General features: G+C 66.2%; 13 protein-coding genes and 2 pseudogenes. 13 read left to right on the top strand and 2 right to left on the bottom strand.

The window, feature by feature from the left end:
* The first annotated feature begins 18 nt into the window (after positions 1–18).
* Complete coding sequence (locus QMX81_RS12560; protein WP_282261937.1) at positions 19–2577, top strand: exo 1,3/1,4-beta-D-glucan glucohydrolase; 2559 nt, start codon at positions 19–21, stop codon at positions 2575–2577.
* Positions 2578–2591: 14 nt separating this feature from the next.
* Here QMX81_RS12560 and QMX81_RS12555 read toward each other — a convergent pair whose 3' ends face one another.
* The gene (locus QMX81_RS12555; RefSeq protein WP_121036837.1) at positions 2592–3650 is read right to left on the bottom strand and encodes a LacI family DNA-binding transcriptional regulator; all 1059 of its coding nucleotides are present in this window, start codon (positions 3648–3650) and stop codon (positions 2592–2594) included.
* Between the two features lie 111 nt (positions 3651–3761).
* Between QMX81_RS12555 and QMX81_RS12550 the strand changes: the two genes are divergently transcribed.
* The 8 genes and pseudogenes from QMX81_RS12550 to QMX81_RS12515 all read left to right on the top strand — a co-directional run bounded on the left by QMX81_RS12550 (position 3762) and on the right by QMX81_RS12515 (position 16713).
* Complete coding sequence (locus QMX81_RS12550) at positions 3762–5876, top strand: alpha-glucuronidase family glycosyl hydrolase (RefSeq protein WP_282261934.1); 2115 nt, start codon at positions 3762–3764, stop codon at positions 5874–5876.
* Positions 5873–7885: a sialate O-acetylesterase gene (locus QMX81_RS12545; RefSeq protein WP_282261932.1), complete on the top strand. Its 2013-nt coding sequence runs from the start codon at positions 5873–5875 to the stop codon at positions 7883–7885. The genes QMX81_RS12550 and QMX81_RS12545 overlap by 4 nt, the downstream gene beginning before the upstream one ends.
* Positions 7885–9573: a glycoside hydrolase family 43 protein gene (locus QMX81_RS12540; RefSeq protein WP_282261930.1), complete on the top strand. Its 1689-nt coding sequence runs from the start codon at positions 7885–7887 to the stop codon at positions 9571–9573. The genes QMX81_RS12545 and QMX81_RS12540 overlap by 1 nt, the downstream gene beginning before the upstream one ends.
* Before the next feature lie 71 nt (positions 9574–9644).
* On the top strand, positions 9645–12269 hold the full coding sequence (locus QMX81_RS12535) for a glycoside hydrolase family 3 protein (RefSeq protein ID WP_282261952.1): 2625 nt from the start codon (positions 9645–9647) through the stop codon (positions 12267–12269).
* Positions 12262–13743 (top strand): annotated as a pseudogene (locus QMX81_RS12530) (MFS transporter); the annotation flags it as partial. The gene QMX81_RS12535 and the pseudogene QMX81_RS12530, both read left to right, overlap by 8 nt.
* Positions 13726–14742, top strand: a complete 1017-nt coding sequence (locus QMX81_RS12525; protein ID WP_336619090.1) for a glycoside hydrolase family 43 protein — start codon at positions 13726–13728, stop codon at positions 14740–14742. The pseudogene QMX81_RS12530 and the gene QMX81_RS12525, both read left to right, overlap by 18 nt.
* Positions 14732–15595 carry an aldose epimerase gene (locus tag QMX81_RS12520; protein ID WP_152153192.1) on the top strand — a complete coding sequence of 288 codons (864 nt, stop codon included), beginning with the start codon at positions 14732–14734 and terminating at the stop codon, positions 15593–15595. Before QMX81_RS12525 ends, QMX81_RS12520 begins: the two co-directional genes overlap by 11 nt.
* Before the next feature lie 221 nt (positions 15596–15816).
* The gene (locus tag QMX81_RS12515) at positions 15817–16713 is read left to right on the top strand and encodes a BRCT domain-containing protein (RefSeq protein ID WP_282261927.1); all 897 of its coding nucleotides are present in this window, start codon (positions 15817–15819) and stop codon (positions 16711–16713) included.
* Positions 16714–16770: 57 nt separating this feature from the next.
* On the opposite strand, the gene QMX81_RS12510 is transcribed toward QMX81_RS12515, so the two are convergent.
* Positions 16771–18363, bottom strand: coding sequence for a PQQ-dependent sugar dehydrogenase (locus QMX81_RS12510; protein WP_282261925.1), 1593 nt, complete (start codon positions 18361–18363; stop codon positions 16771–16773).
* A gap of 152 nt (positions 18364–18515) precedes the next feature.
* On the opposite strand from QMX81_RS12510, the gene QMX81_RS12505 reads away from it, so the two are divergent.
* The 4 genes and pseudogenes from QMX81_RS12505 to QMX81_RS12490 form a co-directional block, all read left to right on the top strand.
* The gene (locus tag QMX81_RS12505; RefSeq protein ID WP_121036830.1) at positions 18516–19907 is read left to right on the top strand and encodes an aldehyde dehydrogenase family protein; all 1392 of its coding nucleotides are present in this window, start codon (positions 18516–18518) and stop codon (positions 19905–19907) included.
* A gap of 451 nt (positions 19908–20358) precedes the next feature.
* Positions 20359–21780 carry a DUF1254 domain-containing protein gene (locus QMX81_RS12500; protein ID WP_121036829.1) on the top strand — a complete coding sequence of 474 codons (1422 nt, stop codon included), beginning with the start codon at positions 20359–20361 and terminating at the stop codon, positions 21778–21780.
* Positions 21735–23168, top strand: coding sequence for a DUF1214 domain-containing protein (locus tag QMX81_RS12495; protein ID WP_220668889.1), 1434 nt, complete (start codon positions 21735–21737; stop codon positions 23166–23168). Before QMX81_RS12500 ends, QMX81_RS12495 begins: the two co-directional genes overlap by 46 nt.
* A 275-nt stretch (positions 23169–23443) precedes the next feature.
* Positions 23444–25974 (top strand): annotated as a pseudogene (locus QMX81_RS12490) (hypothetical protein); the annotation flags it as partial.

Here is a 25974-nt window from a genome sequence, read left to right as displayed (position 1 = left end):
GGCGGCAAGGAGAGCACCATGATCCACCACCACCCCACGTGCCGCACCGGTTTTCTGGTGTCGGTGCTGCTGCTTGCGCTTGCCGCCTGCAAGGGCGAGGACAAGGCCGCGGCACCTCCCCAGGCCCAGGCCCCGGCCAACCCATGGCCGGCGGTGACCTGGCCGCTGCCGCCCGATGCCGCACTGGAAAAGCGGATCACCGACCTCATGGACACCATGACGGTGGAGGAAAAGGTGGGCCAGCTGGTGCAGGGGGATATTGCCAGCATCACGCCGGAGGACCTGCGCCGGTACCGGCTGGGCTCGGTGCTGGCCGGGGGCAACTCCGACCCCGGCGGCCACTACGATGCCTCGCCTGCCGAATGGCTGGCGCTGGCCGATGCGTTCCATGCCGCTTCGATGGATACCTCGCAGGGCGGCAAGGCGATTCCGGTGCTGTTCGGTATCGACGCGGTGCACGGCCAGAGCAACATCATCGGCGCGACCCTGTTCCCGCACAACATCGGCCTGGGCGCGACCCGCAACCCGGAACTGCTGCGCCGCATCGGTGAGATCACCGCCCTGGAAACCCGCGCGACCGGGATGGAGTGGGCGTTCGCGCCCACCGTGGCGGTACCGCAGGACGATCGCTGGGGACGTACCTACGAAGGGTATTCCGAATCGCCCGAGGTGGTGGCCAGCTATGCCGGTGCGATGGTCGAGGGCCTGCAGGGCAAGGTGGGCTCGCCAGCCTTCCTTGACGGCCGTCATGTCATCGCCTCGGTCAAACACTTCCTCGGTGACGGCGGCACCACCGATGGCAAGGACCAGGGCGATATCCGGATCAGCGAGGCCGAGCTGGTCCGCATCCATGCCGCCGGCTACCCGCCAGCGATCGCGGCTGGCGCACAGACGGTCATGGCCTCGTTCAACAGCGTCAACGGCGAAAAGATGCACGGGCACACCGGGTACCTGACGGACGCGCTGAAGGGCCGCATGAATTTCGGTGGTTTCGTGGTGGGCGACTGGAATGGCCACGGGCAGGTCAAAGGCTGCACCACCACCGATTGCCCGGCCACCATCAACGCCGGCCTGGACATGGCCATGGCGTCGGACAGCTGGAAGGGCTTCTACGAAACCACACTGGCGGCGGTCAAGGCCGGCACCATCACCCAGGAGCGCCTGGATGACGCCGTGCGCCGGATCCTGCGGGTCAAGGTGAGACTCGGCTTGTTCGAAGCGGGCAAACCGTCGTCGCGCGCGGTCGGCGGCCAGTTCGCGCTGATCGGTGCGCCGGCGCATCGCGAGGTTGCACGCCAGGCGGTGCGCGAATCGCTGGTACTGCTGAAAAACCAGGGCGGCGTACTGCCGCTGTCGCCGAAGCAACGCATCCTGGTGGCCGGCGATGGCGCCAACGATGTCGGCAAGCAGTCCGGCGGCTGGACGCTGAACTGGCAGGGCACCGGCACCACCCGCAACGACTTCCCGAATGCCGATACGATTTACGAAGGCATTGCACAGCAGGCGAAGGCCGCCGGCGGCGAGGCGCTGTTTGCGGTGGATGGCAGATACACGACGAAGCCGGATGTGGCCGTGGTGGTGTTCGGCGAGAACCCCTATGCCGAGTTCCAGGGCGATCTGCCCACGCTGGCGTACAAGCCGGGAGATGACACGGATCTTGCGCTGCTCAAGCGGCTCAAGGCCGACGGCATTCCGGTGGTGGCGGTGTTCCTCAGCGGGCGCCCACTGTGGGTGAACCGTGAGATCAACGCCGCCGATGCCTTCGTGGCGGCATGGCTGCCCGGCTCGGAAGGCGCCGGTATTGCCGATGTGCTGCTGCGCAGACCGGACGGCAGCGTGCAGCACGACTTCAAGGGAAAGCTGAGCTTCAGCTGGCCGCGTACGGCAACGCAGTACGCCAACAATGTCGGGCAGAAGGACTACAACCCGCAGTTCGCCTTCGGCTTCGGCCTGACCTATGCCGACAATGGCGATCTGGCCGCGCTGCCGGAAGCGTCGGGCGTCACCGGCAACGAAGGGGCGGCCGGTGTGTTCTTTGCGCGCGGGGATGCCGGCTCCGGCATGGCCCTGCGGCTGGAGGACAGCACAGGGCAGGGGGTGACCGTCACCCAGGTGCCCGAATCGCTCGAGGGCGATCTACTGAAGGTCACCGGCGTGGATCACCTGGCGCAGGAAGATGGCCGTCGGCTTGCGTGGTCGGGCAAGGGGGAGGCGATCGTCGCGCTGCAATCGCACACGCCGCTGGACCTGCAGCGCGAGAGCAACGGCGATCTGATGCTGTTGACCACGCTGCGCGTTGACGCCGCCCCGCATGGCGAGGCCTGGTTGGCGGTCGGTTGCGGCACGGGCTGCACGGCGCGCATTGCGATCGGACCGGCCCTGGCGAGCCTGCCCGCAGGCAAATGGACGCGCGTGGGGGTGCCGTTGAAATGCCTGGCGGCGGCCGGCGCGGAGGTCGGCAAGCTGGATCGCCCCTGGTCGCTGGCAACGTCGGGAACCATGACCGTCTCGGTGTCACGCGTCGCGCTGGGTGCCTTGAATGAAGCCGAGACCACCATCGCATGCCCGGGCGCGTGACAATGCGCCCTGCGTCATCGGCGCTTGGGTGGGCTCGCGACCGAATCGCGCATCACCAGCCGGTGTGGCACGACGTGGTCGGTCAACACGCGGCTATCGTCCGTCCTGCGGCGGATGGTGCGCAGCAGGATATCGATGGCAGCATCGGCCATCGAGGCGATCGGCTGATGAATGGTGGTGAGTTCCGGCCAGACGGTGGTTGCGGCCGAGGTGTCATCGAAGCCCACCACCGACAGGTCGCGCGGCACCTCCAGGCCGCGGCGGTGTGCGACGGAGATCACCGCCGCGCCCATGTCGTCGTTGCTGGCGAAGATCGCGGTCGGCGGCCGGCGGTGGGACAGCAGCTTCTCGGTCGCGGCAAGCCCCGAACGGTAGGTGTAGTCCCCCTGCTGGATGAGGCCGGGTTCCACCTGCAGGCCTGCGTCATGCAGGGCGCTGACAAACCCATCGTAGCGCCGCGCGCTCGCGCTGAGATCGGTGCGGCCACAGATGAAACCGATACGGCTGTGACCGTGCTGGATGAGGTGCTCGGCCATCTGCTTGCCCGCGTGGAAATCGTCGATGCGCACGCAGGAAATATCGTTGCTGAGGTGACCCGATGCGATCGCGACGACCGGGATGCCTGCCTTGACCAGCTCGGTCACGGCAGCCTGCGATTCGCACAATGGCGGCGGCAGGATGACGCCATCCACGCGTCCGCCCAAGGCACGTGCGGCCTTGCGCTCGGCGTCGGGATCGAAGTTGTCCCAGTAGTGGATGACCAGCTGGATGGCGGCGTTGGAGGCAACCCGCAGCAGGCCGACCAACAGCTCCCGCAGGTAGGCACCGCTGGGATTGGTGTAGATCAGCGCAATGCGCGTGTGCTGCGCGGCGGCCAGCGAACTCGCCGCCAGGTTGGGCGTATAACCCAGCTCGCGCACCGCGCGCATCACGCGCTCGCGGGTGACATCGCGCACCTTGCCCTGGTTGATCGCGCGCGACACGGTCATCGGCGATACCCCGGCCAGCGCCGCCACCTCGTCGATCGTCACACCGCTGGTTTTGCGGCGGACCGATTTCTTCGGCTTGTCCAATACGCGTTGCCTTTCTTCTTTGTGACGCTGCCGCAAGGCGGGCACGTCCGCAGCTTACAAGGTTTGCTGGCAACGCTGCTGCTCCGCCGGAATGTCGAGCGGTGTCACTGGATGTTGGGTGTCGCCCTGGCACTTTTCGCCTGCGCGGGCAGCGTGCGCGCAGAGGACGGATACGCCCTCTGGCTGCGCTACGCACCGCTGGAACCTGCCCTCGCGACCGACTACCGGACACGGCTGGGCGGGGTCGTGGCCCCCGATCAGACCCCGACGCAGCGTGCCGCGCGCGAGGAGCTTGTGCGTGGCCTCACCGGCCTGCTGGGTCGCGCGCCGCGGATGCAGATCTCGCCCAGCGCGGAGGCCAGCGTGGTGCTGGGCACCCCCGATTCGTCGGCCGTGATCGCGCCGCTCCGCAAGGAGATGGAATCACTCGGCGACGACGGCTACCTGCTCAGGCGTGCGCACATCGGCGGGCGCGAGGTGCTGCTGGTGGCCGCACGCCAGGATATCGGGGTGCTGTATGGCGTGTTCCATCTGCTGCGACTGCTGCAGACCGGTGCGTCACTCGATGACCTCGAGGTTCGCGAATCGCCACGGCTCGGGCTGCGCGTGCTCGACCACTGGGACAACCTGGACGGCTACGTGGAGCGCGGCTATGCGGGCCGCTCGCTGTGGGACTGGCAGACCCTGCCGGAGTGGCGGGACCCAAGCTATACGGACTATGCGCGTGCCAACGCCTCGCTCGGCATCAACGGCACCGTACTGAACAATGTAAACGCGAGCGCGCAGAGCCTTGCGCCGGCATATCTCATCAAAGCGGCCGCGCTGGCGGACATGTTCCGGCCGTACGGCATCCGCGTGTACCTGAGCGCGCGCTTCAGCGCCCCCATCGAGCTGGGCGGGCTGAAAACCGCCGATCCGCTCGACCCGGCCGTGCAGCGTTGGTGGCGCGACAAGGCCGACGAGATCTACGCACGCATTCCGGATTTCGGCGGCTTTCTGGTGAAGGCTAATTCGGAGGGGCAGCCCGGCCCACAGGACTATGGTCGCTCGCATGCGGACGGCGCGAACCTGCTGGCCGCCGCGCTGGCACCGCACGGGGGCGTGGTGATGTGGCGGGCCTTCGTCTACGCGCACGAGGTGCCGACGGACCGCGCCACCCAGGCGTACACCGAGTTCGCCGGCCTGGACGGTGCGTTCCTCCCGAACGTGATCGTGCAGGTGAAGAATGGGCCCATCGATTTCCAGCCACGCGAGCCGTTCCATCCGCTGTTCGGGGCCATGCCACGCACGCCGCTGATGATGGAGGTCCAGATCACCAAGGAGTATCTCGGCTTCGCCACACATCTGGTGTACCTGGGGCCGCTGTACGAGGAGGTGCTGCAGTCCGATACCCATGCAGGCAGCGCGGGCGCCACGGTCGCGCAGCTCCTGACCGGCATTGCCGGCGTCGCCAACATCGGCAATGACCGCACCTGGAGCGGCTCGCACTTCGATCAGGCCAACTGGTATGCCTTCGGTCGTCTCGCCTGGAATCCCCAGCGCTCCAGCCGCAAGATCGCGGCGGACTGGGCGGCGATGACGTTCACGCCGGATCCCGAGGTGGTGCAACCCATCGTCGAGATGATGATGGATTCGCGCGAGGCGGCGGTGAACTACATGACGCCGCTGGGCCTGCACCACCTGATGGCGCGCGGGCACCACTACGGGCCAGGCCCCTGGGTGGACGGCGGCCCACGCTCGGACTGGACCGCCGTGTACTACCACCGCGCCGATCGTGATGGCATCGGCTTTGACCGCACCGCGCGTGGCAGCAATGCGGTCGGCCAGTACTCCCCGGCGGTAGCCGCGGAGTATGGGAATCTGGCGCGCGTGCCGGAGCCGCTGCTGCTGTGGTTCCACCACGTGCCGTGGGATCACCGCATGGCCTCCGGGCAGCCGTTGTGGGATGAACTGATCGGGCGCTATACGCAGGGCGTACGCCAGGTGCAGGGCATGCAGGCCACCTGGGCAGGCCTGCAGGGCAGGGTGGATGCGGAGCGGCATGCGCAGGTCGCCGCCTTCCTCGGCATCCAGCGGCGCGAAGCGCAGTGGTGGCGCGATGCCAGTGTCGCGTACTTCCAGTCGGTCAGCGGCAGGCCCTTGCCTGCGGGCGAAACCGCGCCGCCACACGCGCTGGCGTGGTACCAGCGCCTGCAGTTTCCTTCCGCGCCGGGAGATGGGCGATGAGTCGGACACGGGTGATCGTCTGGATGCTGGCGACCGCCGTGGCATGCGCTGCCATGACGGCCGTGGCACAGGAACCGGCAACACCGCTGCTGCATCCGCTGTTCCAGGATCACGCCGTGCTGCAGCGCGACCAGCCGATTCCGGTCTGGGGCCATGCTGCGCCCGGCACCCCGGTCTCCGTGGTCTTCGCGCGACAAACCGTCACCACGCGCGCGGACGCCGGCGGCCAGTGGCATGCAACGCTGAAACCCATTCCCGCCGGCGGCCCTCACGACATGACCGTCCGCGCAGGGACGGCCACCCAGAACGTTCATGACGTACAGATGGGCGATGTCTGGTTGTGTTCCGGGCAGTCGAACATGGAACTGCCGGTGTGGCGCGCGCTCGACGCAGACAGTGAGATCGCCTCCGCCACGCACCCGACGATCCGCCTGTTCACCGTGCCCAAGGCGGCAGCCGTTACGCCGCAGAGCACGTTCCCGGCGCCGACCGCGTGGAAGCCGGCTTCGCCAGCCGCGGTGCGCGACTTTTCCGCCGCCTGCTTCTACTTCGCGCGTGAACTGCAGAAGACCGTCGACGTCCCGATGGGGCTGATCCAGGCGGCGTGGGGCGGCTCGCGGATCGAGGCGTGGACCAGCGCCGACGCGCTGCGTATGCAGGGCGGCATGGACCCCGCGCTTGACCTGCTCACGGTCTACGCAAGCAACCCTGCGGCGGCAACCGCGGGCTGGGGCGAGGTATGGCAGCAGTGGTGGTCGATGCGCGACGGAGCCTTGCAAGGCGACACTCCCTGGCAGCCGGGCGAAGACAACACGGCATGGCACACGGCCCCCGCCGGGCTGGGCGCATGGGAGCGCTGGGGCGTGCCGGCGCTTGCCGACTACAACGGCATGGTCTGGTACCGCACCCAGGTCACGCTGACCGCCGCGCAGGCGGCGCAGGGCGCACGGCTTGCGCTGGGCGCCGTCGATGAGACGGACATGACCTGGGTCAACGGCGTGGCGGTGGGCAGCCAGTACGGTGCAGCGGAGGCGCGGCGTTATACCCTTCCCGCCGGTCTCTTGAACGCCGGCGAGAACACGGTGGTGATCAACGTGCTGGATACCTACGGCGAGGGTGGGCTGTCGGGACCGGCCGACGCCCATGCGGTGGAGCTGGACGACGGCACGCGCATCGTCCTGGACGCGCCGTGGCACTACCGGGTGGCGGCCGGTGCACAGGCACCGCCGCTGGCGCCCTGGCATGCCGCCACGGGTCTGTCGACGCTGTACAACGGCATGATCGCGCCGCTCGGCGGCTATGGCCTGCGTGGAATGCTCTGGTACCAAGGCGAGTCCAACACGGGTGACGGCGCCGCTTATGCCAACCGGCTGCGCAGCCTGCGCGATGACTGGCGCAGCCGGTTCGGTGCGCGGATGCCGCTGCTGGTGGTGCAGTTGGCCGGCTATGGGCAGCCGCCTCAAGCCCCGGGCGAGAGTGGCTGGGCACAGGTGCGCGAGGCGCAGCGCCGCGTCGCGGCGGAAGACCCGCATACCGGGCTCGCGGTGGCGATCGACATCGGCGACGCGTACGACATCCACCCGCCCAACAAACAGGAGCTGGGCCGGCGCCTCGCCCGGGTGGCGCGTCACGTGGTCTACGGCGAACGGGCGCTGGCACCTTCCGGCCCGACGGTTCGCACGGCGTCGCGCGCGCAGGGCGAAACAACGCTCGCGTTCGACAACGTCACCGGCACCCTGGCCACGACCGGTGCGAACGGCCCCATAGGATTCGAGCTCTGTGACGCCGACGCACGCCACTGCCGCTATGCCGACGCGGTGCTGGAGGGGCATGAGGTTGTGTTGGATTGCATGGATTGCGTGGAGCCGGCCAGCGGCCGGCACTACCGGAGCGGCGCGTTGCGTGTGCGCTATTGCTGGGCGGACGGTCCCGTCTGCACGCTGCGCGACAGCAGCGGTGCGCCGGCCGGCCCCTTCGAGATTTCCCTCACCGCCGCGGAGGTCCCCTGATGCGCCTGCTGATTGCCACGCTGCTCCTGCTGCTGCCTGCTGCGCCATCGCTCGGTGCCACGCCGGCGCCGCCGGTCTACTTCGATTGGTTCGAATATGCCGGTCACGACGCGGCCTTCGAGACGCCGCTGCCCGCCGGTCACTACCGCAACCCGATCCTGGCCGGCTTCCATGCGGACCCGAGCATCGTCCGCGCCAATGACCGGTTCTATCTGGTCAATTCCAGCTTCACCTACTTCCCGGGTATTCCGGTATTCGAAAGCATCGATCTGGTGCACTGGAAGCAGATCGGCAACGTGATCGATCGCCCCACGCAGCTGGACTTCGATGGCCTGAACGTCTCCCGTGGCATCTTCGCGCCGGCCATCGAGTACCACGACGGCGTGTTCTATGTGGTCACCACGGCGGTCGACAGCGGCGGCAACTTCATCGCGACCGCGCGCGACCCTGCCGGCCCCTGGTCTGATCCGCACTGGCTGCCCAGCGTGGAGGGCATCGACCCGTCGCTGTTCTTCGATGAAGACGGCGCCGTCTACCTGGTCAACAACGATGTGCCGCCCGGTCCGCAGCGCTACGAAGGCCACCGCGCCATCTGGATGCAGCAGATCGATCTGACCGCGTTCAAGCCGATAGGGCCGCGCAGGGTGCTCATCGACGGCGGGGTGGAGCCGGCGAAGAACCCGATCTGGATCGAGGGGCCGCATGTCTTCAAGCGCGATGGCTGGTACTACCTCTCCGACGCCGAGGGTGGCACCGGGCCGCAGCATTCCCAGGTGGTCCTGCGCAGCCGCGAGGTCTGGGGGCCGTACCTCCCGTATGCGGGCAATCCGATTCTCACCCAGCGCGACCTGCCGGACGACCGGCCGCTGCCGATCACCAACGCCGGGCACGCCGACCTGGTGGAAGGTCCGGACGGCGCCTGGTGGGCGGTGTTCCTGGCCAGTCGCAATTACCAGACGCGCCACTACAACACAGGGCGGGAGACGTATCTGCTGCCCGTGCAGTGGCGGGATGGCTGGCCGGTGATCCTGCCTGCCGACCAGGTCATTCCGTACGTGGTCAAGGCGCCATCGTGGATGCAGGGCGATGCCTCGCAGGCCCCATCAACCGGCAACTTCGTCGATCGCGACGACTTCGATGCACCCACGCTTGGCACCGGATGGGTGCAGGTGCGCGTCCCCAAACAGTCATGGGCAGACCTGGGCCTGCGTCCGGGCAGCTTGGCCGTGCATCCGCTGCCGGAGAACCTCGACACGCTGCGTAACCCTGCCTTCCTTGGCCGCCGTCAGCAGCATCTGCGCTTCGAGGCCAGCACCGACATGACGCGGCCGGCGACGGGTGTGGCGGCGGGCCTTGCTGCGTTCCAGAGCGAGAGTTACTGGTACTTCCTGGGCGTGCGCAGCCTCGGCGGGGATCGCGTGGCGATCTTCCTGGAAGGGCGCGATGGCAGCGGGGCGACCCGCACCCTGGCCACGCGCACCGCGATGGCGTCCACGTCGCTGCGCCTGAAGATCGCCGGTGACGAGGGGCGCTATGCCTTCGCGTTCGATACGGACGACGGGCGTGGCTGGCAGACCCTCGCGGGCGACGTGGACGGAACGGTATTGAGTACGGATCGCGCAGGCGGCTTCGTCGGCGCCCTGCTGGGACCATTCGCGCGCGATGAGCGCGCTTTGAGGAGCAACTGATGACGCGTACGTCTTCCCTCCAACGCGGCCGTCGCGGCCCCATCTTCCGCACGCTGGCGCTGTGCGCTGCCATGACAGTGGCGAGCACCGGTCACGCCGCCGAGGCCCAGCCGTGGCTGGATACATCGGCCAGCTTTGAAACCCGCGCCGCCGCGCTGGTGGGGCAGATGACCCTGGAAGAAAAGGCCGCCCAGATGCAGAATGCCGCGCCCGCCATCGAGCGCCTGGGCGTTCCGGCCTACGACTGGTGGAACGAAGGCCTGCACGGCGTCGCGCGGGCAGGGCAGGCGACAGTGTTCCCGCAGGCCATCGGGCTGGCCGCCACGTTCGACGTGCCGTTGATGGGGCGGGTGGCCACCACCATCAGCGACGAGGCGCGAGCCAAGCATCACCAGTTCGTGCGCGAGGGGGCGCATGGCCGCTATCAGGGCCTGACCTACTGGTCGCCGAACATCAACATCTTCCGCGACCCGCGCTGGGGACGCGGCCAGGAAACCTACGGTGAGGACCCGTACCTCACCGCGCGGATGGGCGTCGCCTTCGTGCAGGGCCTGCAGGGCGATGACCCGGTGTACCGCAAGCTGGACGCCACGGCCAAGCACCTTGCCGTGCACAGCGGTCCCGAGGCCGATCGCCACCACTTCGATGCCCGCCCCAGCAAGCGCGATCTGTACGACACCTACCTGCCGGCGTTCGAGGCGCTGGTGAAGGAGGGCCAGGTGGATGCGGTGATGGGGGCCTACAACCGGGTATACGGCGAATCCGCCAGCGCCAGCCAGTTCCTGCTGCGCGACGTGCTGCGCCGCGAGTGGGGGTTCAAGGGCTACGTGGTGTCGGATTGCTGGGCCATCGTGGATATCTGGAAGCATCACAACATCGTCCCCACCCGCGAAGCTGCGGCGGCACTGGCGGTCAAGAACGGCACCGAGCTGGAGTGCGGCCAGGAGTACGCCACGCTGCCGGCCGCCGTACGCCAAGGCCTGATCAGCGAAGCCGAGATCGACGATGCGGTGACGCGCCTGTTCACCGCGCGGATGCGGCTGGGCATGTTCGATCCGCCCGAGCGCGTGCGCTGGGCACGGATTCCGGCCTCGGTGAACCAGGCCCCGGCGCACGATGCGCTGGCCCTGAAGGCCGCGCAGGCATCACTGGTGCTGCTGAAGAACGATGGCGTGCTGCCGCTGTCACGCAACCTCAAGCGCATCGCAGTGGTCGGCCCCACGGCCGATGACACGATGGCACTGCTCGGCAATTACTTCGGCACACCGGCGGCACCGGTGACGATCCTGCAGGGCATCCGCGATGCGGCGAAGGGCATCGAGGTGCGCTATGCGCGTGGTGTGGACCTGGTCGAAGGGCGCGACGATCCCAGCGCGACGCCGCTGATCGAGGCGGCGTATCTGCGGCCCTCGGCCGACTCCCCGGAACGCGGCCTGCGCGGTGAGTACTTCCGTACGCCCGATCTGTCAGGGACGCCGGCGCTGGTGCGCACCGATGCCCAGATCGGGTTCCGCTGGGACCGCGGCTCGCCGACCGACAACCTGCTGGCCCGCGGCGAGGCCGCACCAGGGCAGGGCATCCCCAACGATGGCTTCAGCATCCGCTGGCGTGGCCAACTGCTGCCGCCGGTATCGGGCCGCTACCGGATCGAGGCGGCGGCCGACGACGGCTTCCGCCTCTACGTGGATGGCAAGCGGGTGCTGGACCACTGGGCCAACAGTGATCGCCTGCGCAGCGACGGTGTCGATCTGGACCTGCAGGCGGGCCGTGCCTATGCGCTGACGCTGGAGTACTACGATGCCGAGCGCGACGCCGGCGTGCGGCTGGGCTGGCGCATGCCCGGGGCGAAGCCGCCGTTCGAAGAAGCCGTCGATGCCGCCCGGAGTGCGGACGTGGTGGTGTTCGTCGGCGGCCTGACCGGCGATGTCGAGGGCGAAGAGATGACGGTCAACTATCCGGGCTTCGCCGGCGGCGACCGCACCGACCTGCGTCTGCCCGCTACCCAGCGCGCCCTGCTGGAAGCGCTGCACGCCACGGGCAAGCCTGTGGTGATGGTGCTGACGGGAGGATCGGCGCTGGCGGTGGAGTGGGCCCAGACGAACCTCTCCGCGATCCTGATGAGCTGGTATCCCGGGCAACGCGGCGGCACCGCCGTGGGCGAGGCGCTGTTTGGCGACGTCAATCCGGGCGGCCGGCTGCCGGTGACGTTCTACAGCGCAGACCAGGCAATGCCCGCGTTCGATGATTACGCGATGGAGGGCCGCACTTACCGCTATTTCCGCGGCACGCCGCTGTATCCCTTCGGCTACGGCCTGTCCTATACCCGTTTCGACTACGGCAAGCCAAGCCTCGATGCGCCCCGTATGGCCGACCACGGCACGCTCAAGGTGCAGGTGGAGGTGGCCAACACCGGCAAGCGGGCGGGCGATGAAGTGGTGCAGCTGTATGTGCGGCGGCTTGCAGCGGGTGCAGGCGATGCGCAACAGACCCTGCGCGGCTTCCAACGCGTTCACCTGACACCGGGCGAGCGGCGTACCGTGACCTTCGAGCTGGACGCGCAGCAGGCGCTGCGCGAGTACGACGACGCGCGCGGCACCTATGTCGTTCCGGCCGGGGCGTATGAGGTGCGGATAGGCGGCTCAAGCGCCGATGCCCGCGTGCGGAGCCGCTTCACGGTGGAGGCGAATCGTGACTGATGCCCGCCACGGCGATACCCCCGAGCACATCCTGTCCGTCCGGGAGAAGCTGGGCTACAGCCTGGGCGACCTCGCGGCCAACCTGATCTTCCAGACGCTGATCACCTATCTGGCGTTCTTCTATACCGATGTGTACCGGTTGCCGCCCGCCACGGCGGCCACGATCATCTTCGTGATCGGCCTGCTGGGTGCCTTCGTGTTCACCCCGCTGATCGGCATTGCCGCCGACCGCACCGTCAGCCGGTGGGGAAAGTTCCGGCCCTGGATCCTGTGGACGGCGATCCCGTTCGGCGTGCTGTCGCTGCTCGCCTTCAGCACGCCGGACCTGGGTGCGCAGGGCAAGGTTCTCTATGCGCTGGTGACCTATGGCCTGCTGATGTTCGTGTACGCGGCCAACAACCTGCCGTACTCCGCGCTCAGCGGCGTGCTCACCGGCAGCATGGCCCAGCGCAACAGCCTCTCTGCCTACCGCTTCGTGGCGGTGATGATCGCGCAGTTCATCATCCAGGTCCTGCTGTTGCCGCTGGTGCTGATCCTGGGCGACGGGGATCGGGTGCAGGGCTTCGAGCGGGTGATGACGGTGTTCGCGGTGGTGGGCACGCTGTTCTTCCTGGTCACCTTCGCCACCACGCGCGAGCGCATCGTGCCGGCCAAGGAACAGACCGGCGGGGTGATGCAGGACCTGTCCGACCTGCTGCACAACCGGCCGTGGAAGGTGATGCTGGCCCTGACGGTGCTGGTCTTCATCAACCTGGCCCTGAAGGGCGGCACCTACATCTACTACTTCCAGTACTACATGAGCGAGGCCGCGCTGGCGGGCTTCCTCGACACCACCGGCTTCAACCGCTTCATCGGCGGATTGAACGCGACACTCAACGGGTGGGGCCTGTCCGGCTTCACCTGGCCGGAGGACCCGGCGACCTCGGCGTTCAGCCTGTTCAACGCCTGCGGCATCCTGTGCATGATCCTGGGCATCGGGGTCTCCCGGCGCCTGGCCGACCGCTTCGGCAAACGTGACGTATTCGGTGGCGCACTGCTGGTATCCACCGTGTTCCTGCTGGTGTTCTACCTGTTTCCGCCCACGGCGGTCGGCGTGGCCTTCGGCGCCTTCATGCTGCACGGGTTCTGCTACGGCATCACCATCCCGCTGCTGTGGGCGATGATCGCCGATGTGGCCGATTACTCCGAATGGAAGAACCATCGCCGCGCCACCGCGATCATCTTCTCCGCGATGCTGTGCGGGTTGAAGATCGGGCTCAGCATCGGCGGTGCGCTGGTCGCCGGCATTCTTGCGCACCACGGCTATCAGACCGGCGCGGAACAACAGCCGCAGGCGGTGGTGGACGGCATCCGGCTGACGGTGAGCCTCTACTGCTCCATTCCCTTCCTGGTCGCCGTTGCACTGCTCTTCCTCTACAAGATCGACAAAGGGATGGAGACGCGCATCGAGCAGGACCTGCACCTGCGTCGGCAGGGAAGCACCCTTGATCGGCTCGCGGCGCATGCCATCTCCCCGCCGCTGGTGACCCACATCTACACGGCCGACCCCTCGGCCCATGTGTTCGAAGGGCGCCTGTACCTCTATCCGTCGCACGATATCGACGGCGGCGCGTCCTTCGACGACGAGGGTGGCCACTTCCGCATGGAGGATTACCACGTGCTGCGGATGGACTCCCCCGAAGGTGAGGCCACCGACTGCGGCCTAGCGCTGCATCTGCGCGACGTGCCCTGGGCCGCGCAGCAGATGTGGGCGCCGGATGCGGCCCACCGCGACGGCCGCTACTACCTCTATTTCCCGGCCAAGGACGGGCAGGGCATGTTCCGCATCGGCGTCGCCGTGGCGGATCGTCCCGAAGGCCCGTTCACCGCCGAGCCCGAGCCGATCGAGGGCACGTACTCCATCGATCCGGCCGTGTACGAGGACGACGACGGCGCGCATTACCTTTACTTCGGCGGCATCTGGGGCGGCCAACTGCAGAAGTACCGGGACAATCGCTTTGATGCGGAACATGAGGAGCCCACCGGCGATGCGCCTGCACTGGGGCCGCGTGTAGCGCGGCTGGACGCGGGCATGACCCGACTGGCGGAACCCACGCGCGAGATCGTCATCCTGGACGAGCACGGACAGCCGCTGCGGGCTGATGACCACGCGCGCCGGTTCTTCGAAGGGCCGTGGCTGCACAAGTACGATGGGCGGTATTACCTTTCGTACTCGACCGGTGATACGCACCTGCTGTGTTACGCCATCGGCGACAGTCCGTACGGACCGTTCACCTATGGCGGCGTGATCCTGAAGCCCGTGGTGGGCTGGACCACGCACCACTCCATCTGCGCGTTCGAGGGCCAGTGGTATCTCTTCTATCACGACGCCTTGTTGTCCGGCGGCGTGACCCATCTGCGCTCAGTCAAGTGCACGCCGCTGCACATGGAGGCGGACGGCAGCATCCGGACGATCGATCCGTATGGCGTTTGAAGCAGCGTCACCCAAGGATGATGCGCAGGCGCCCCTGCATGGTGGGCGCCTGTACTGGTTGCGCGCGGGCAGGCTGGAGGTCGCGCTTGCACCGGACGCCGGTGGCCGTATCGCCCAGATGCGGTACGACGGTGTGGACTGGCTGGTGGGCGAGGACGAGGGTGGGGCGGCCGCCATTGGATGGGGGTGCTATCCAATGGTGCCTTGGGCGGGCCGGATTCGGCAGGGGCGCTTTGTGTTTGATGGCAAGGCGTTTGAGCTCCCACCGAACCTTGGGGCGCATGCCATCCATGGCGTAGGGTTCTCGCGGCCGTGGCGGATTGAAAATCTTGGGGCGGATACCGCGACGCTGTCACTGGCGCTTCCTGAGGATGGGCATTGGCCTTTCGGGGGGCGTGCGACGCAGGCGATCCATGTGCTGCCCGACCGTCTGAAGCTGAGGCTGGCGGTGCAAGCCGGCGACCAGGCGATGCCGGCGGTACTTGGCTGGCACCCGTGGTTCCGGAAGCCGGATCAGCTGCTGTTCTCGCCGAGTGCGATGTATCCACGGGACGGGGAGGGCATCGCTACATTGCCTTGTGTCGCGCCCGCGCCCGCGACCGGGCCGTGGGATGACTGTTTCATCAACCAGGCTGAGGTGGTGCTGGTGTCTGGGGCGCAGCGGCTGGAGCTGCGGGCGGACTCGGATCACTGGGTGGTGTATGACGGGACTGCGCACGCGACCTGTGTGGAGCCTCAGACTGGGCCGCCTGATGGGTTCACGCTGGCGCCGAAGCGGCTGGAGTCGGGGCAGACGCTGGAACTGAGGTTCGAGCTGCGTTGGGGCAATGTAACTACCCCACGCGCGGAATGACGCGGGACAGCGCAGCATGGGATGGAGCGAAACGCGACATTGCCTCTACCAGCCGGTACCCCCCAAGAACCTGCACATAGCGCGTGGACGCGCGGGCACGCTGCCAGAATGCCCGTGACCGGTCCCGGGCGGGTGTGATCTCGGCTCTAGCGCCTGATGGCGATAAGGCGGTAAGTTTCCACAACACGCCACTGGACGGCGTTGAACAGGGACGTAACGCAATGCACTCGGATCACCGCAACTATTTCAAGTTCACCTCGAAAGCCCGGCTGGACAAGTCCGTCAACGCGCTCATCGGCATCGTCGAAGGTATCGTGATCGACGGCCAGATCAACGCCCTTGAGCTCGACTACCTCAATCTGTGGCTGGCCGAGCACGACGCCGTGCGTGACCAGCACCCCTTCAACGAGCTCGTGCCGGTTGTCACTGCCGCGGTAGCCGACGGCATCCTGACCGAGGAAGAACACGCAGACATCGTGTGGCTGTGTGAACGCCTGCGCTCGACTGAGTTCTACGACGACGTGACTGCCGACCTGCAGCGGTTGCACGCCATCATGGGGGGCATCGTCGCGGACACGCATATCTCCGTGGAAGAGCTGCGCGCCCTGTCCGATTGGATGGCAGATCACGAGCACCTGAAAACATGCTGGCCCTTCGACGAGGTGGGCAGCCTGATCACAGGGGTGCTTGCCGACAAGCAGATAGACGCGAAGGAACACGCGATGCTCCAAGCTTTCTTCGCAGAGTTCACGCCCTTGCTTGACGACCGCACAATCACCAGTCCGCGCGTGTTGGAAGGGCGGCAGATCGTTGGCTTATGCGCGGTGGATCCTGAGATCAGCTTCATGGAAAGGGGCTTCTGCTTTACAGGCGCATCGTCGCGCTTCACCCGCGCCGAATTCGAAGGCGTCGTTAAGAGACTTGGGGGATCGGCCCATTCATCGCCTTCAAAGAAAGTCCACTACCTGGTCATCGGTGCAGAAGGGAATCCGTGCTGGGCGTTTGCGTGCTACGGACGCAAGGTCGAGAAGGCCATTAAGCTGCGTAAAGCAGGATCTCGGGTTGTCATCGTCCACGAGCTCGACTTTCACGATGCGTTGGCCGATCACGGCAGCTAGTGGGCATGAGCCCCCGATAGTTCCAGCGCTCGCGACACCGCAAGCGTCGCGCCGGCATCACTTGAGCGGCGCGCTCAAGGGGTCCCTTGGCACCATCCGCACCAGCTTCCCGTCCACCCCGTCGGTGAGCGCGTAGATGGAACCATCTTCAGCGACCTTGACGTCACGAATACGCTCGCCGAGTTCACCGAGCAACAGCTCCTGGCGCACTACACGGTCACCGTCGCGAACAAGGCGGCGGACGCTCCGCTCACGCAATGCCGGCACCAGGAAGTCGCCCTGCCACCGCTGGAAAAGGGTGCCGTGATAGACGGCCAAGCCAGAGGGTGCGATCGACGGCGACCAGATCACCTCCGGGTCCTCGAACCCCTGGTGATGCGTAAACGGGCTCACCCGGGCAAACGGGTAATCGATTCCGTGACTGACCAGAGGCCAGCCGTAATTGCCACCCGGTCGAAGCCGGTTGAGCTCATCGCCGCCGCGCGGCCCGTGTTCGCTCATATAGACGGCGCCGGTGAAGGGGTCACGCACGATGCCTTGCGGGTTGCGGTGCCCTGAGGTGTATATGGCCGCGCCGTTTGCACTCGGGGCGAGCGAAATGCGCATCACTTTGCCCAGCGAGTTGTTTTCGTTCTGGGCTTCCTCCCGGCGTGCACTCCCATCGCCCACCGTCATCAGCAGGGTGTGCGTGTCGAGAAACGCCAAGCGCCCGCCGTTGTTGCCGTCGCTGGGTTTTGGCGTGGATTCGAATAGAACCTCCACTTGATCTACGGACCACTCGCCGCCGACGAACCTCAGCGCGCCACGCATCAAACGGACGCCCACGCCGCGAGGATCACGGTAGCCCTGCGTCAGATAGATGCGGTGGTCCTTCTCGTAATCGGGGGAGAGGGCGATGTCCATCAGACCGATCACGCGCTCCCGCTGATACCCCTCGGGCAATCTGGAAAGGTCGACGTCCACACGTTCGCCGGCGTGGTCAATCACCTTCAGGCGGCCAGCCATCTCGGTGACGAGCAGTCTTCCGTCCGGCAGTTCCGCCAGCGACCACGGCCACTGCAGGCCGTCGGCGACGATGGTGGCGTGGTATCCCGCCGCCGCAGGGGGCTGTGACCGTTCCGGCATCGGGCGCATCAACAGGAACGACGCAAGCGGCAGCAACACCAGGCAAGCAGGCAGCAGGTAAGCCGCCCGGCCGTGCCGGCGTGCTCCGTGCACGACACGTACTTTCAGCGTGTGGCTCACGTACCCTCCCACCAGCCCACACACGCTGAGCACGGCGAGGCCGGGCATCTCCCGGATCGCAGCGATCGCCGGCATCGGGATCACGCTGCGCAGCAGCGCCAGCACGATGGCCAACCCAACCAGACTGGCGAGCAGCGCGCAGGGCAGGGCGCTCAACCCCAACCGCCGCAGGCCCGCCTGCAGACCTAGCGCGAGGACGCAGCCGGCCAGCGAAAAACCAACCATCACAGGTCCGAACCGGGCCAGATCCTCCACGGTAACGGCAGCCCGGGCCTGCCAGCTGACCTCAAGGCCCAGCTGGGTAAGCGCATGCAGATTGATCTGGGTCTGCATCAGGCTGGCCACAGCGGCGGTAGCCAAGGAGGCAGTCAGGGTGATGGAGACTGTTCGCAACCAGGAGCGCATGTAGGGAGTTCGTCAGGGCAAGCCGAAGGCGCACTGTAGCAATGGGGTCCAGTGAACCTCCAGTGAGGCGCACCGCCGAAGAATTCACGGCAGAGGAACTGCACGAAAGCGACCCTTTCCGGACCGCCTTTTGAAGTGAAGAGTCTCTTTCCATGCCCAACAAGCAACTCACCACGATCAATCCGCTGACCGAGGAAGTGGTCGCCACCTATTCCTACATGTCCGACGCTGAAGCAGCCGCCGTCGTGAAGGCAAGCCATGAAGCGTTTCTGCAATGGCGTCTGCGTAGCCTGGATGAGCGCGCAACCGTCATCGCTGGCATCGCAAAAGCACTCCGCGAGCGTAAGGAAGAGTTCGCACAGCTGATGACCGACGAGGTCGGCAAGCTCATCGAAGACAGCCGTACCGAGATCGAGCTGTGTGCCGGCATCTGTGACTACACCGCCAAGCAGGGGCCGGTCGTGCTGGCCGATGAGGAGCGCGATGTGGACGGTGCCACAGGCATCGTGACCCACGCGCCCATCGGCGTGGTTTACGGCATTCAGCCGTGGAACTTCCCGGCCTACCAGGCGATCCGCTATTCCATCGCCAGCCTGATGGCCGGCAATGGCGTACTGCTCAAGCATGCCGAGAGCTGCACCGGCAGTGGGCTGCTGCTGCGTGATATCTACGAAAGTGCCGGGCTGCCCAAGGGGCTGTTCGGGGTGCTGTTGATCAGCCACGATCAATCCAATGACATCGTGGAAAACGATCTGGTGCGCGCGGTGACACTGACCGGCAGCGAGGCGGCAGGGCGCACCGTGGCAGCCAAGGCCGGTGCGGCCCTCAAGAAGACCGTGCTTGAACTGGGCTCCAACGACGCCTATCTGGTGCTGGACGATGCCGACCTGGATCTGGCGGTGGCGACCTGCGTCAAGGGCCGCCTGTTCAACAACGGCCAGACCTGCGTCAACGCCAAGCGCTTCATCGTGACAAAGAAGAACTATGACGCCTTCGTCAGCGGCTATGCAAAGGCGTTCGAAGCGATCCGGATGGGCGACCCGAATGCCGACGACACCCAGCTCGGCCCCATGGTCTCCAAGGCGCAGCGCGACAAGCTGCACGAACAGGTGACCAAGAGCGTCTCGCAAGGGTCCCGTCTTCTGGTGGGCGGTGAAGTGCCGGACCGCACCGGCTGGTTCTACCCGGCCACGGTGCTGGCGGATGTGGCGCCGGGGCAGGTGGCCTACGAAGATGAGCTGTTCGGTCCTGCAGCGGCCATCATCCGCGCCGAGGACGATGAGGATGCCATGCGCATCGCCAACGACAGCCGCTACGGCCTGGGCGGGGGCATCTTCAGCCGTGACGTGCAGCGCGCCCGGGAGCTGGCCAGCAAGTACTTCGACACCGGCATGATCTTCATCAACACCTTCGACGTGGCATCGCCAACGCTTCCGTTCGGTGGCGTGAAGGCGTCGGGCTATGGTCGCGAGCACGGTCCGGAAGGTCTGAAGGAGTTCGTGAACGTCAAGTCGATCAAGATTGCCGCGAAAGCATCGGCTTGATTTCAGCGCAGGCGAGGCGCAACTCGGCGTTGCGCCTTCGCCGCGATTCCACGCCGGGTGGCAGACGGTTGGTGGAAGCGGACATTTCGGGGCTCCATCGGTACGTGGGTGGCCGACGATGGCCGGCGTGCACAGTTGGAACCCTACTTGCCCCTTACGAGGCGAATCAGGAGCTATGGCTCACGCGAATTCCCCAGGCCCGTGACCCTAGTGATAAGGGATCGTTATCAGGGGTAGGGCAGAGGTCTTCTACTGGCCGAAAGCGGAGTCGGCAGATTAGCGGTGAAGTTTCGGCAGCTGGGTGACCAGAGATAAGCTTTTCGGCGAAATCTGGTTAATCAGGTACAGGAGACACCGTACTTTTACTGGCTTCCCCTGCGTAGAACACCAGAGGCGGGCGCTCTGCGCATACCCCAGCATCGTGGCTTCGGCCCACCGCACGGGAACTGCCATGGCAGACCAAACGCACCGTTCGCCCACGTCTGCATCAGATGAAACCGCGGGCCCCATGCCGGGCACGCGACTGACCGAAGCCTATGCCCGATCGGCGGCGCGAGACGTGTACTTCTGGGCATGGCCGATGGTGAACATTTACAACCGTCGGGTGAACTTCCAGTCACTCCCTGGCCCGGGCCGGCTGGGAGGGGTCCTGCCGGCGGCGCCCCCCAACCAGCTGAGCATGCTGACCGACTATGTCGCACCGAGCGAACGTGAGGTGGCGTGCCCCAACCAGGACGTGGTGTATGGCGGCGGTCCACTGGCGTTGGACATTGAACCGGTCGTCCTGCAGGTGCCGGATTTCGGCACCCGCTTCTGGGTGTACCAGGTGGTCGACACGCGGACCGACAGCTTCGCCGAGCTGGGCAGCATGTACGCAACGCCGCCGGGTTTTTACCTGCTGGTGGGGCCAGACTGGAAGGGGGAGCCGCCGGAGAAGATCAACCGTGTCTTCCGCAGCACCACCTTCAGTGGCTACGCCATACCACGCGTCTTCCTTGACGACACTGAAGAAGATCGACAAGCGGTGCAGGCACTGTTGAGCCAGATCGACATGTACCCACTGTCACAGTTCGATGGCCGCATGAAGACACGCGACTGGAGCAGCACGCCGGACTTTCCCGCGCCCCCGCCGCAACCGGATGGCAGCGAAGCGCCCAAGGTGGACCCGGCCACGTTCTGGGATGAATTGGCCACGGTGCTGGCCGACACCACGCCACTTCCGGGCGAGCAGGCCCAATACGCAAAGGCCTTGGCGCTGGTCGATGCCGCTGCACGTGACCCCGCCCTCAAGGCGACGATCACCGACGAAGCTGTACGGACCGAGCGCGAACTGATCGCACCGCTGCTCGAGTTCCGCAACTTCGGAATTCCGTTGCCGGGCAACTGGACCACCATCCGCAACGGCGCCCGATTCGGCACCGACTACTTCAGCCGCACTGCAGTAGCCAAGTCGAACATCTATGTAAACAAGCCGAACGAAGCGACCTACTTTTACCAGGACCTCGATGCCAACGGCGCGCGACTGGACGGAAGCCAGCGTTACACCGTGACTTTCGCCAAGGGCGAGCCCCCGGTGAAAGGATTCTGGTCGCTGACGCTGTACGACGCCCAGCACTTCTTCTTTCCCAACCCGGTTGACCGTTTCTCACTGGGCACGAAGAACCAGGACCTGGTCCGCGGGGCCGATGGCAGTCTGACCTTGTATGTGCAGCCGGACCCGCCAAGCGACCCGGCACTGCAAGGCAACTGGTTGCCATCGCCGAGGGGGGCTCCGTTCTCGCTGTATGTGCGCACCTACTGGCCGGATGCGGCCATCCTGGATGGCGCGTGGTCGCCGCCCGCTGTGGTCCCCGCTGGAGAGAAAACCGCATGAACGGAACCGCCTGCGCCTCCTTGATCGTGATGCTGTCCGTAGCCTTGACCGGCTGCAACCGCAGTCCACAACAGAGCAGCACGCCCCAGCCGGCGCCCGTCGCCACCACCGCACCGGAGAAACCGGCGGGAGCCCGCGCCTACTCGGACCAGGACATCAGCGATGCCTGGATTTACCTGCTCGGCCGGCTGCTGGTGCTGCGGCAGCAGAAGGCGGACCTGGCCGAGGGCATGAAGTGGAACGAGATTGCCCACCGCAAACCGGGTGCCGTGGACTGGCCCAACCCCAACCTGGACGTTGCGTACTCGGAAGCCTGGGTTGCCGTTGACGAAAACAGCTGCACGGTTGTGACCGTGCCGAAGATCAGTGGTCGCTACTACACCGTGCAGTTCCTCAACGGCTGGGGTGAGACGGTGGCAAACATCAATGAACGCACCCAGCCGGCACAGCCCTCCGGGGAGTTCGCCATATGCCTCACCGGTGCAGCCGTGGCGCTGCCGAAGGGCGTGACCCGCATCGATGTGCCGGTGAAGTACATGCGCATGCTGGCGCGGGTGGAGCTGGGTGATGACTGGAACCAGGCAGTCTCGCTGCAGCACAAGTTCGCACTGCGCGCGCTCGGCGCCCCGGGAACCCCCTCTCTGCCACCCGTGGTTGCCTTCGACCAACAGCACCTGCCGGGTGCGGATGCGTTCGACAACGTGGTTCAGGTGCTGGATAGCGAACGTGACATCAACCCCGGCATGGAGCCGGTGGCCGCCAAGGCACGCGCCATCGGCGCCGGCATCCAGGATCCAGCAGAGCGGGAACGGGTTGAGAAGGTAGTACGCGAAAAGGCACACGCCGATCTGCTGAAGGCTTCGCCGACCGTCGGTCACGGCACCCTGCGCAACGGCTGGGCCAGGCCCGCAGTGGCCGGCACCTACGGAGATGACTGGCTTGGCCGGACGCTGGTGAACCTGGGCGGCATCTGGGCCAATCGAATGGACGAGGTCGTGTACTACAAGGGGAACCTGGATAGCACCGGCACCCAGCTCAACGGGGACAATGCCTACACCATGACCTTCCCGAAGGATGCGTTGCCACCGAGTTATGCCGACTACTTCTGGTCCGTGATCGCAGTGGATCCGGTATTCGCCCGCGTGCTGCCGAACCCCAAGAACCGGTTCCTGCTCAACCGCGAATCCGGACTCAAGCACAATGCCGACGGCTCGCTGACGCTGTATTTTGCACCCGAGAAGCCCAGTGATGCGCCGGACCAGAACTGGCTGCCCACACCCAAAGGCAAGGACTACCGCCTCACCTTCCGATTCTATGGACCAAAGCTGGGGGTGAAGGACGGAACCTACTACCCGCCAGAGTTGCTCAAACAGCCGACGCAACGCTGATCGGTCAGCTGACGCTGTTCAGAGGACCGTCCGATTGTGGAAGTGCCGTGACAAGGAGTGGCGCCATGTTGCAGCCTATCTTGACCCGAAAACCCTCTCAGTCGCGTGGTCCGGCGTCCCTTGCGGTATCGATTGCAATCGCAATGGCACATCTTCTCAGTCAACAGGCCCAAGCAGCCCCACCGCCTGACGCGCCTCCGCCAGACGTCCCCGAGGTAGCCGGGAGCGGCACTCTGCTCGGCACCACGCCAGGTGCACCGCAGGGCTGCTTTGGCGTGACCACCAATCCGCGCGGGCTCTCCCTGTGCGATGGCGGCACCTACAACCTGCCCGATGGGGCCATCACCCAGACCGTCTGGGATGTGGTGCGCGTGGCCTATGGCACCACCGCCACATTCACCGGCTACCAGGCGGTTGCCGAACGTCCCGCAGGCAGTTACTTCAGCCCCATCACCGTGTTCAGCGGGCCAGGCGCCGCCTATGCCCCTGCAAACGCGACCTTCGTCGATTCCACCGTGTACATGGCGCCGGAACGGCTCGCCAACGCCGTGGCCACCACGCAGGGTACGTTGACCCTGCGCAATGCCACGCTCACGCTGCACCCGGGCACCAGCTACGTTCCGACGCAGACCCTGGCGGTGGTGGCAGCGTTCGGCGGCGGCGTGGCCAATGTCGAGAGCTCCATCATCGATATTCCCACCACGCTCGGCTATGGCCTGCAGGTCATGAACACGGATCCGGGCGGTGGGCTGCCTGGGCAGAACGGCAGCTTCGCGCAGATAAACGCAACCAATACGATCGTGCGGATCGGCAGCGGCATCACAGGTGCCGGGCGCACGTTCGGCGGCTTCGTAGCGGGCGAATCCGAGCTCAACGTCACCAATGGAACCTTCGAGCTGGGCGACTATTCGACGGGCATCTACAACATCTTCAGCGCTACCTACGCCTCGCCCGTGCTGGGGTCGCGAACGAACCTGACCGACACCTCGCTCACCTTGGGAAATCGCAGCGTCGGGTGGTGGGGTACGGGTGCACTTGCGCCCGCGCGGTTGAACGACACCCGCGGAAGGTTCCTGGTAGGGGAGCAGAGCTGGGGCCTGTACATGACCGCAGGCAGCGTTGCCTCGTTGACGGACACGCAGATCCAGACGGGAAGCAACAGCTACGGTGCGGCGCTGGTCCAGGGCGCCGAACTGACGCTGGCGGGTCAGGCGGCCATTACCGCTGCGGGAACGGGTTCGATCGGCATTGACAACAACGCCAGCCGCGTGTTCTTCAATGCCGGCAGCCTGAACGTGCTGGGCGGCAAGCAAGGCATCGTCGGTAGCAATTCGGCCAGCTTCCTCCTGCGCGGTGGCAGCACACTTGGCGTTCAGAACCAGAGCGGGGAAGGCGCCATCTATCTCGATACGGGCTCGCAGTTCACGAGTGAAGCGAGTAGCGCCTTGAACGTGTCCTCCGCAACCGGCGGTGGCATCTTCGCTCTGGGCTCGCAGGCGCTGCTGGCAGGCACCGTCAACGTGAGCGCGGGATGGTCTGCTGTATCTGTAAGGGACTCGCTTGGCCACGTGTCACTGTCTGGCGGCGGGACACTCATCAGCACGAACGAGGATGCTGAAGGTGTGATTGCCGCCGAGGCTACAGGCCTTTTCGAGGGAACCGGATTGGTGATCAGCGGCACGGGCGCCGACAGCTCCTGGGGGGCGGTGGCGCGCAATGGCGGGGAAGTCCGGTTGGCCTCCAGTACCGTCAAGACAGTGGGGACTGGAAGTCATGGTGTCGTCGCGCAGGCCGGAATGGTGTCCTTGGACGACGTCGATGTCATTGTCGACGGCGCGCAGACGGCGGGCGTTCTCGCGGCATACGGTGGCCGGGTCAGTGCATCCAACACGGATGTCTCCAGCTACGGGCAGGGTGCGCCCGCGTTGTGGCTCAGCGGCTTCTTTCCGCGAGCGGACTTTGCCGACAGCCGGCTCAGCAATGTAGATGGACCCACGATCTACGTGAATGGCAGTGACGGGGTGAACGTCCAGCTCACGAACACCACCGTCGGCGGAAGCGGGCAATGGCTGTACGTGGGCGCGAACCTGGGCGGTGATCCGGCCGATGCCTACATCCATGCAGAGCGCTCTTCGTTGTCTGGCTTCGCCCAGACCGGCCCCGACAGCGTTTCAACCGTGGTGTTGAATGACAGCACGTGGCTGATGAGCGACTCATCGCTGCTGACGTCGCTCTCGCATCAGGCGGGTTTGATTGATTTCGGGGCACCGCTCGGCGATCCGGCGCTGCCGGAGAGCTACATGGCGCTGACCGTCACCGACTACGTCGGCTACGACGGGCTGCTCGCCATGAACACCTGGCTGGCCACGGACGGCTCAGCATCTGACCGGTTGGTCATCGTGGACGGTGCGGGCGCCGGCCAGAGTCGCATCCAGGTGCGCAACACCGGGGGCAGTGGCGCGGTGACCGAATCCAACGGCATCCTGCTCGTACAGTCCGTCAACGCAACCACATCGGCCGGCGCCTTCAGCCTTTCCAGCCCGGTCGTCGCCGGCCCATACGAGTATTTCCTCTATCAAGGCGGAGTTGCCGATGCGAGCAGCAGCGACACGGACAACAGCTGGTTCCTACGGTCGGTAATCGATTGCGCCGCCCCAGGTGCGCCCTCTCCACCGTGCCCAGCACCAGCACCACCACCACCCCCACCCCCGCCGCCACCGCCACCGCCACCGCCGCCGCCGCCGCCAGATCCAGACCCTGATCCTCCGCCGCTTCCTCCACCGGATCCGCCGCCGCAACCGCCGGT

Source organism: Stenotrophomonas sp. PS02301 (assembly GCF_029959485.1).
Lineage (GTDB): Bacteria > Pseudomonadota > Gammaproteobacteria > Xanthomonadales > Xanthomonadaceae > Stenotrophomonas > Stenotrophomonas maltophilia_Z.
This window is presented reverse-complemented; position numbering and strand designations above follow the sequence as displayed.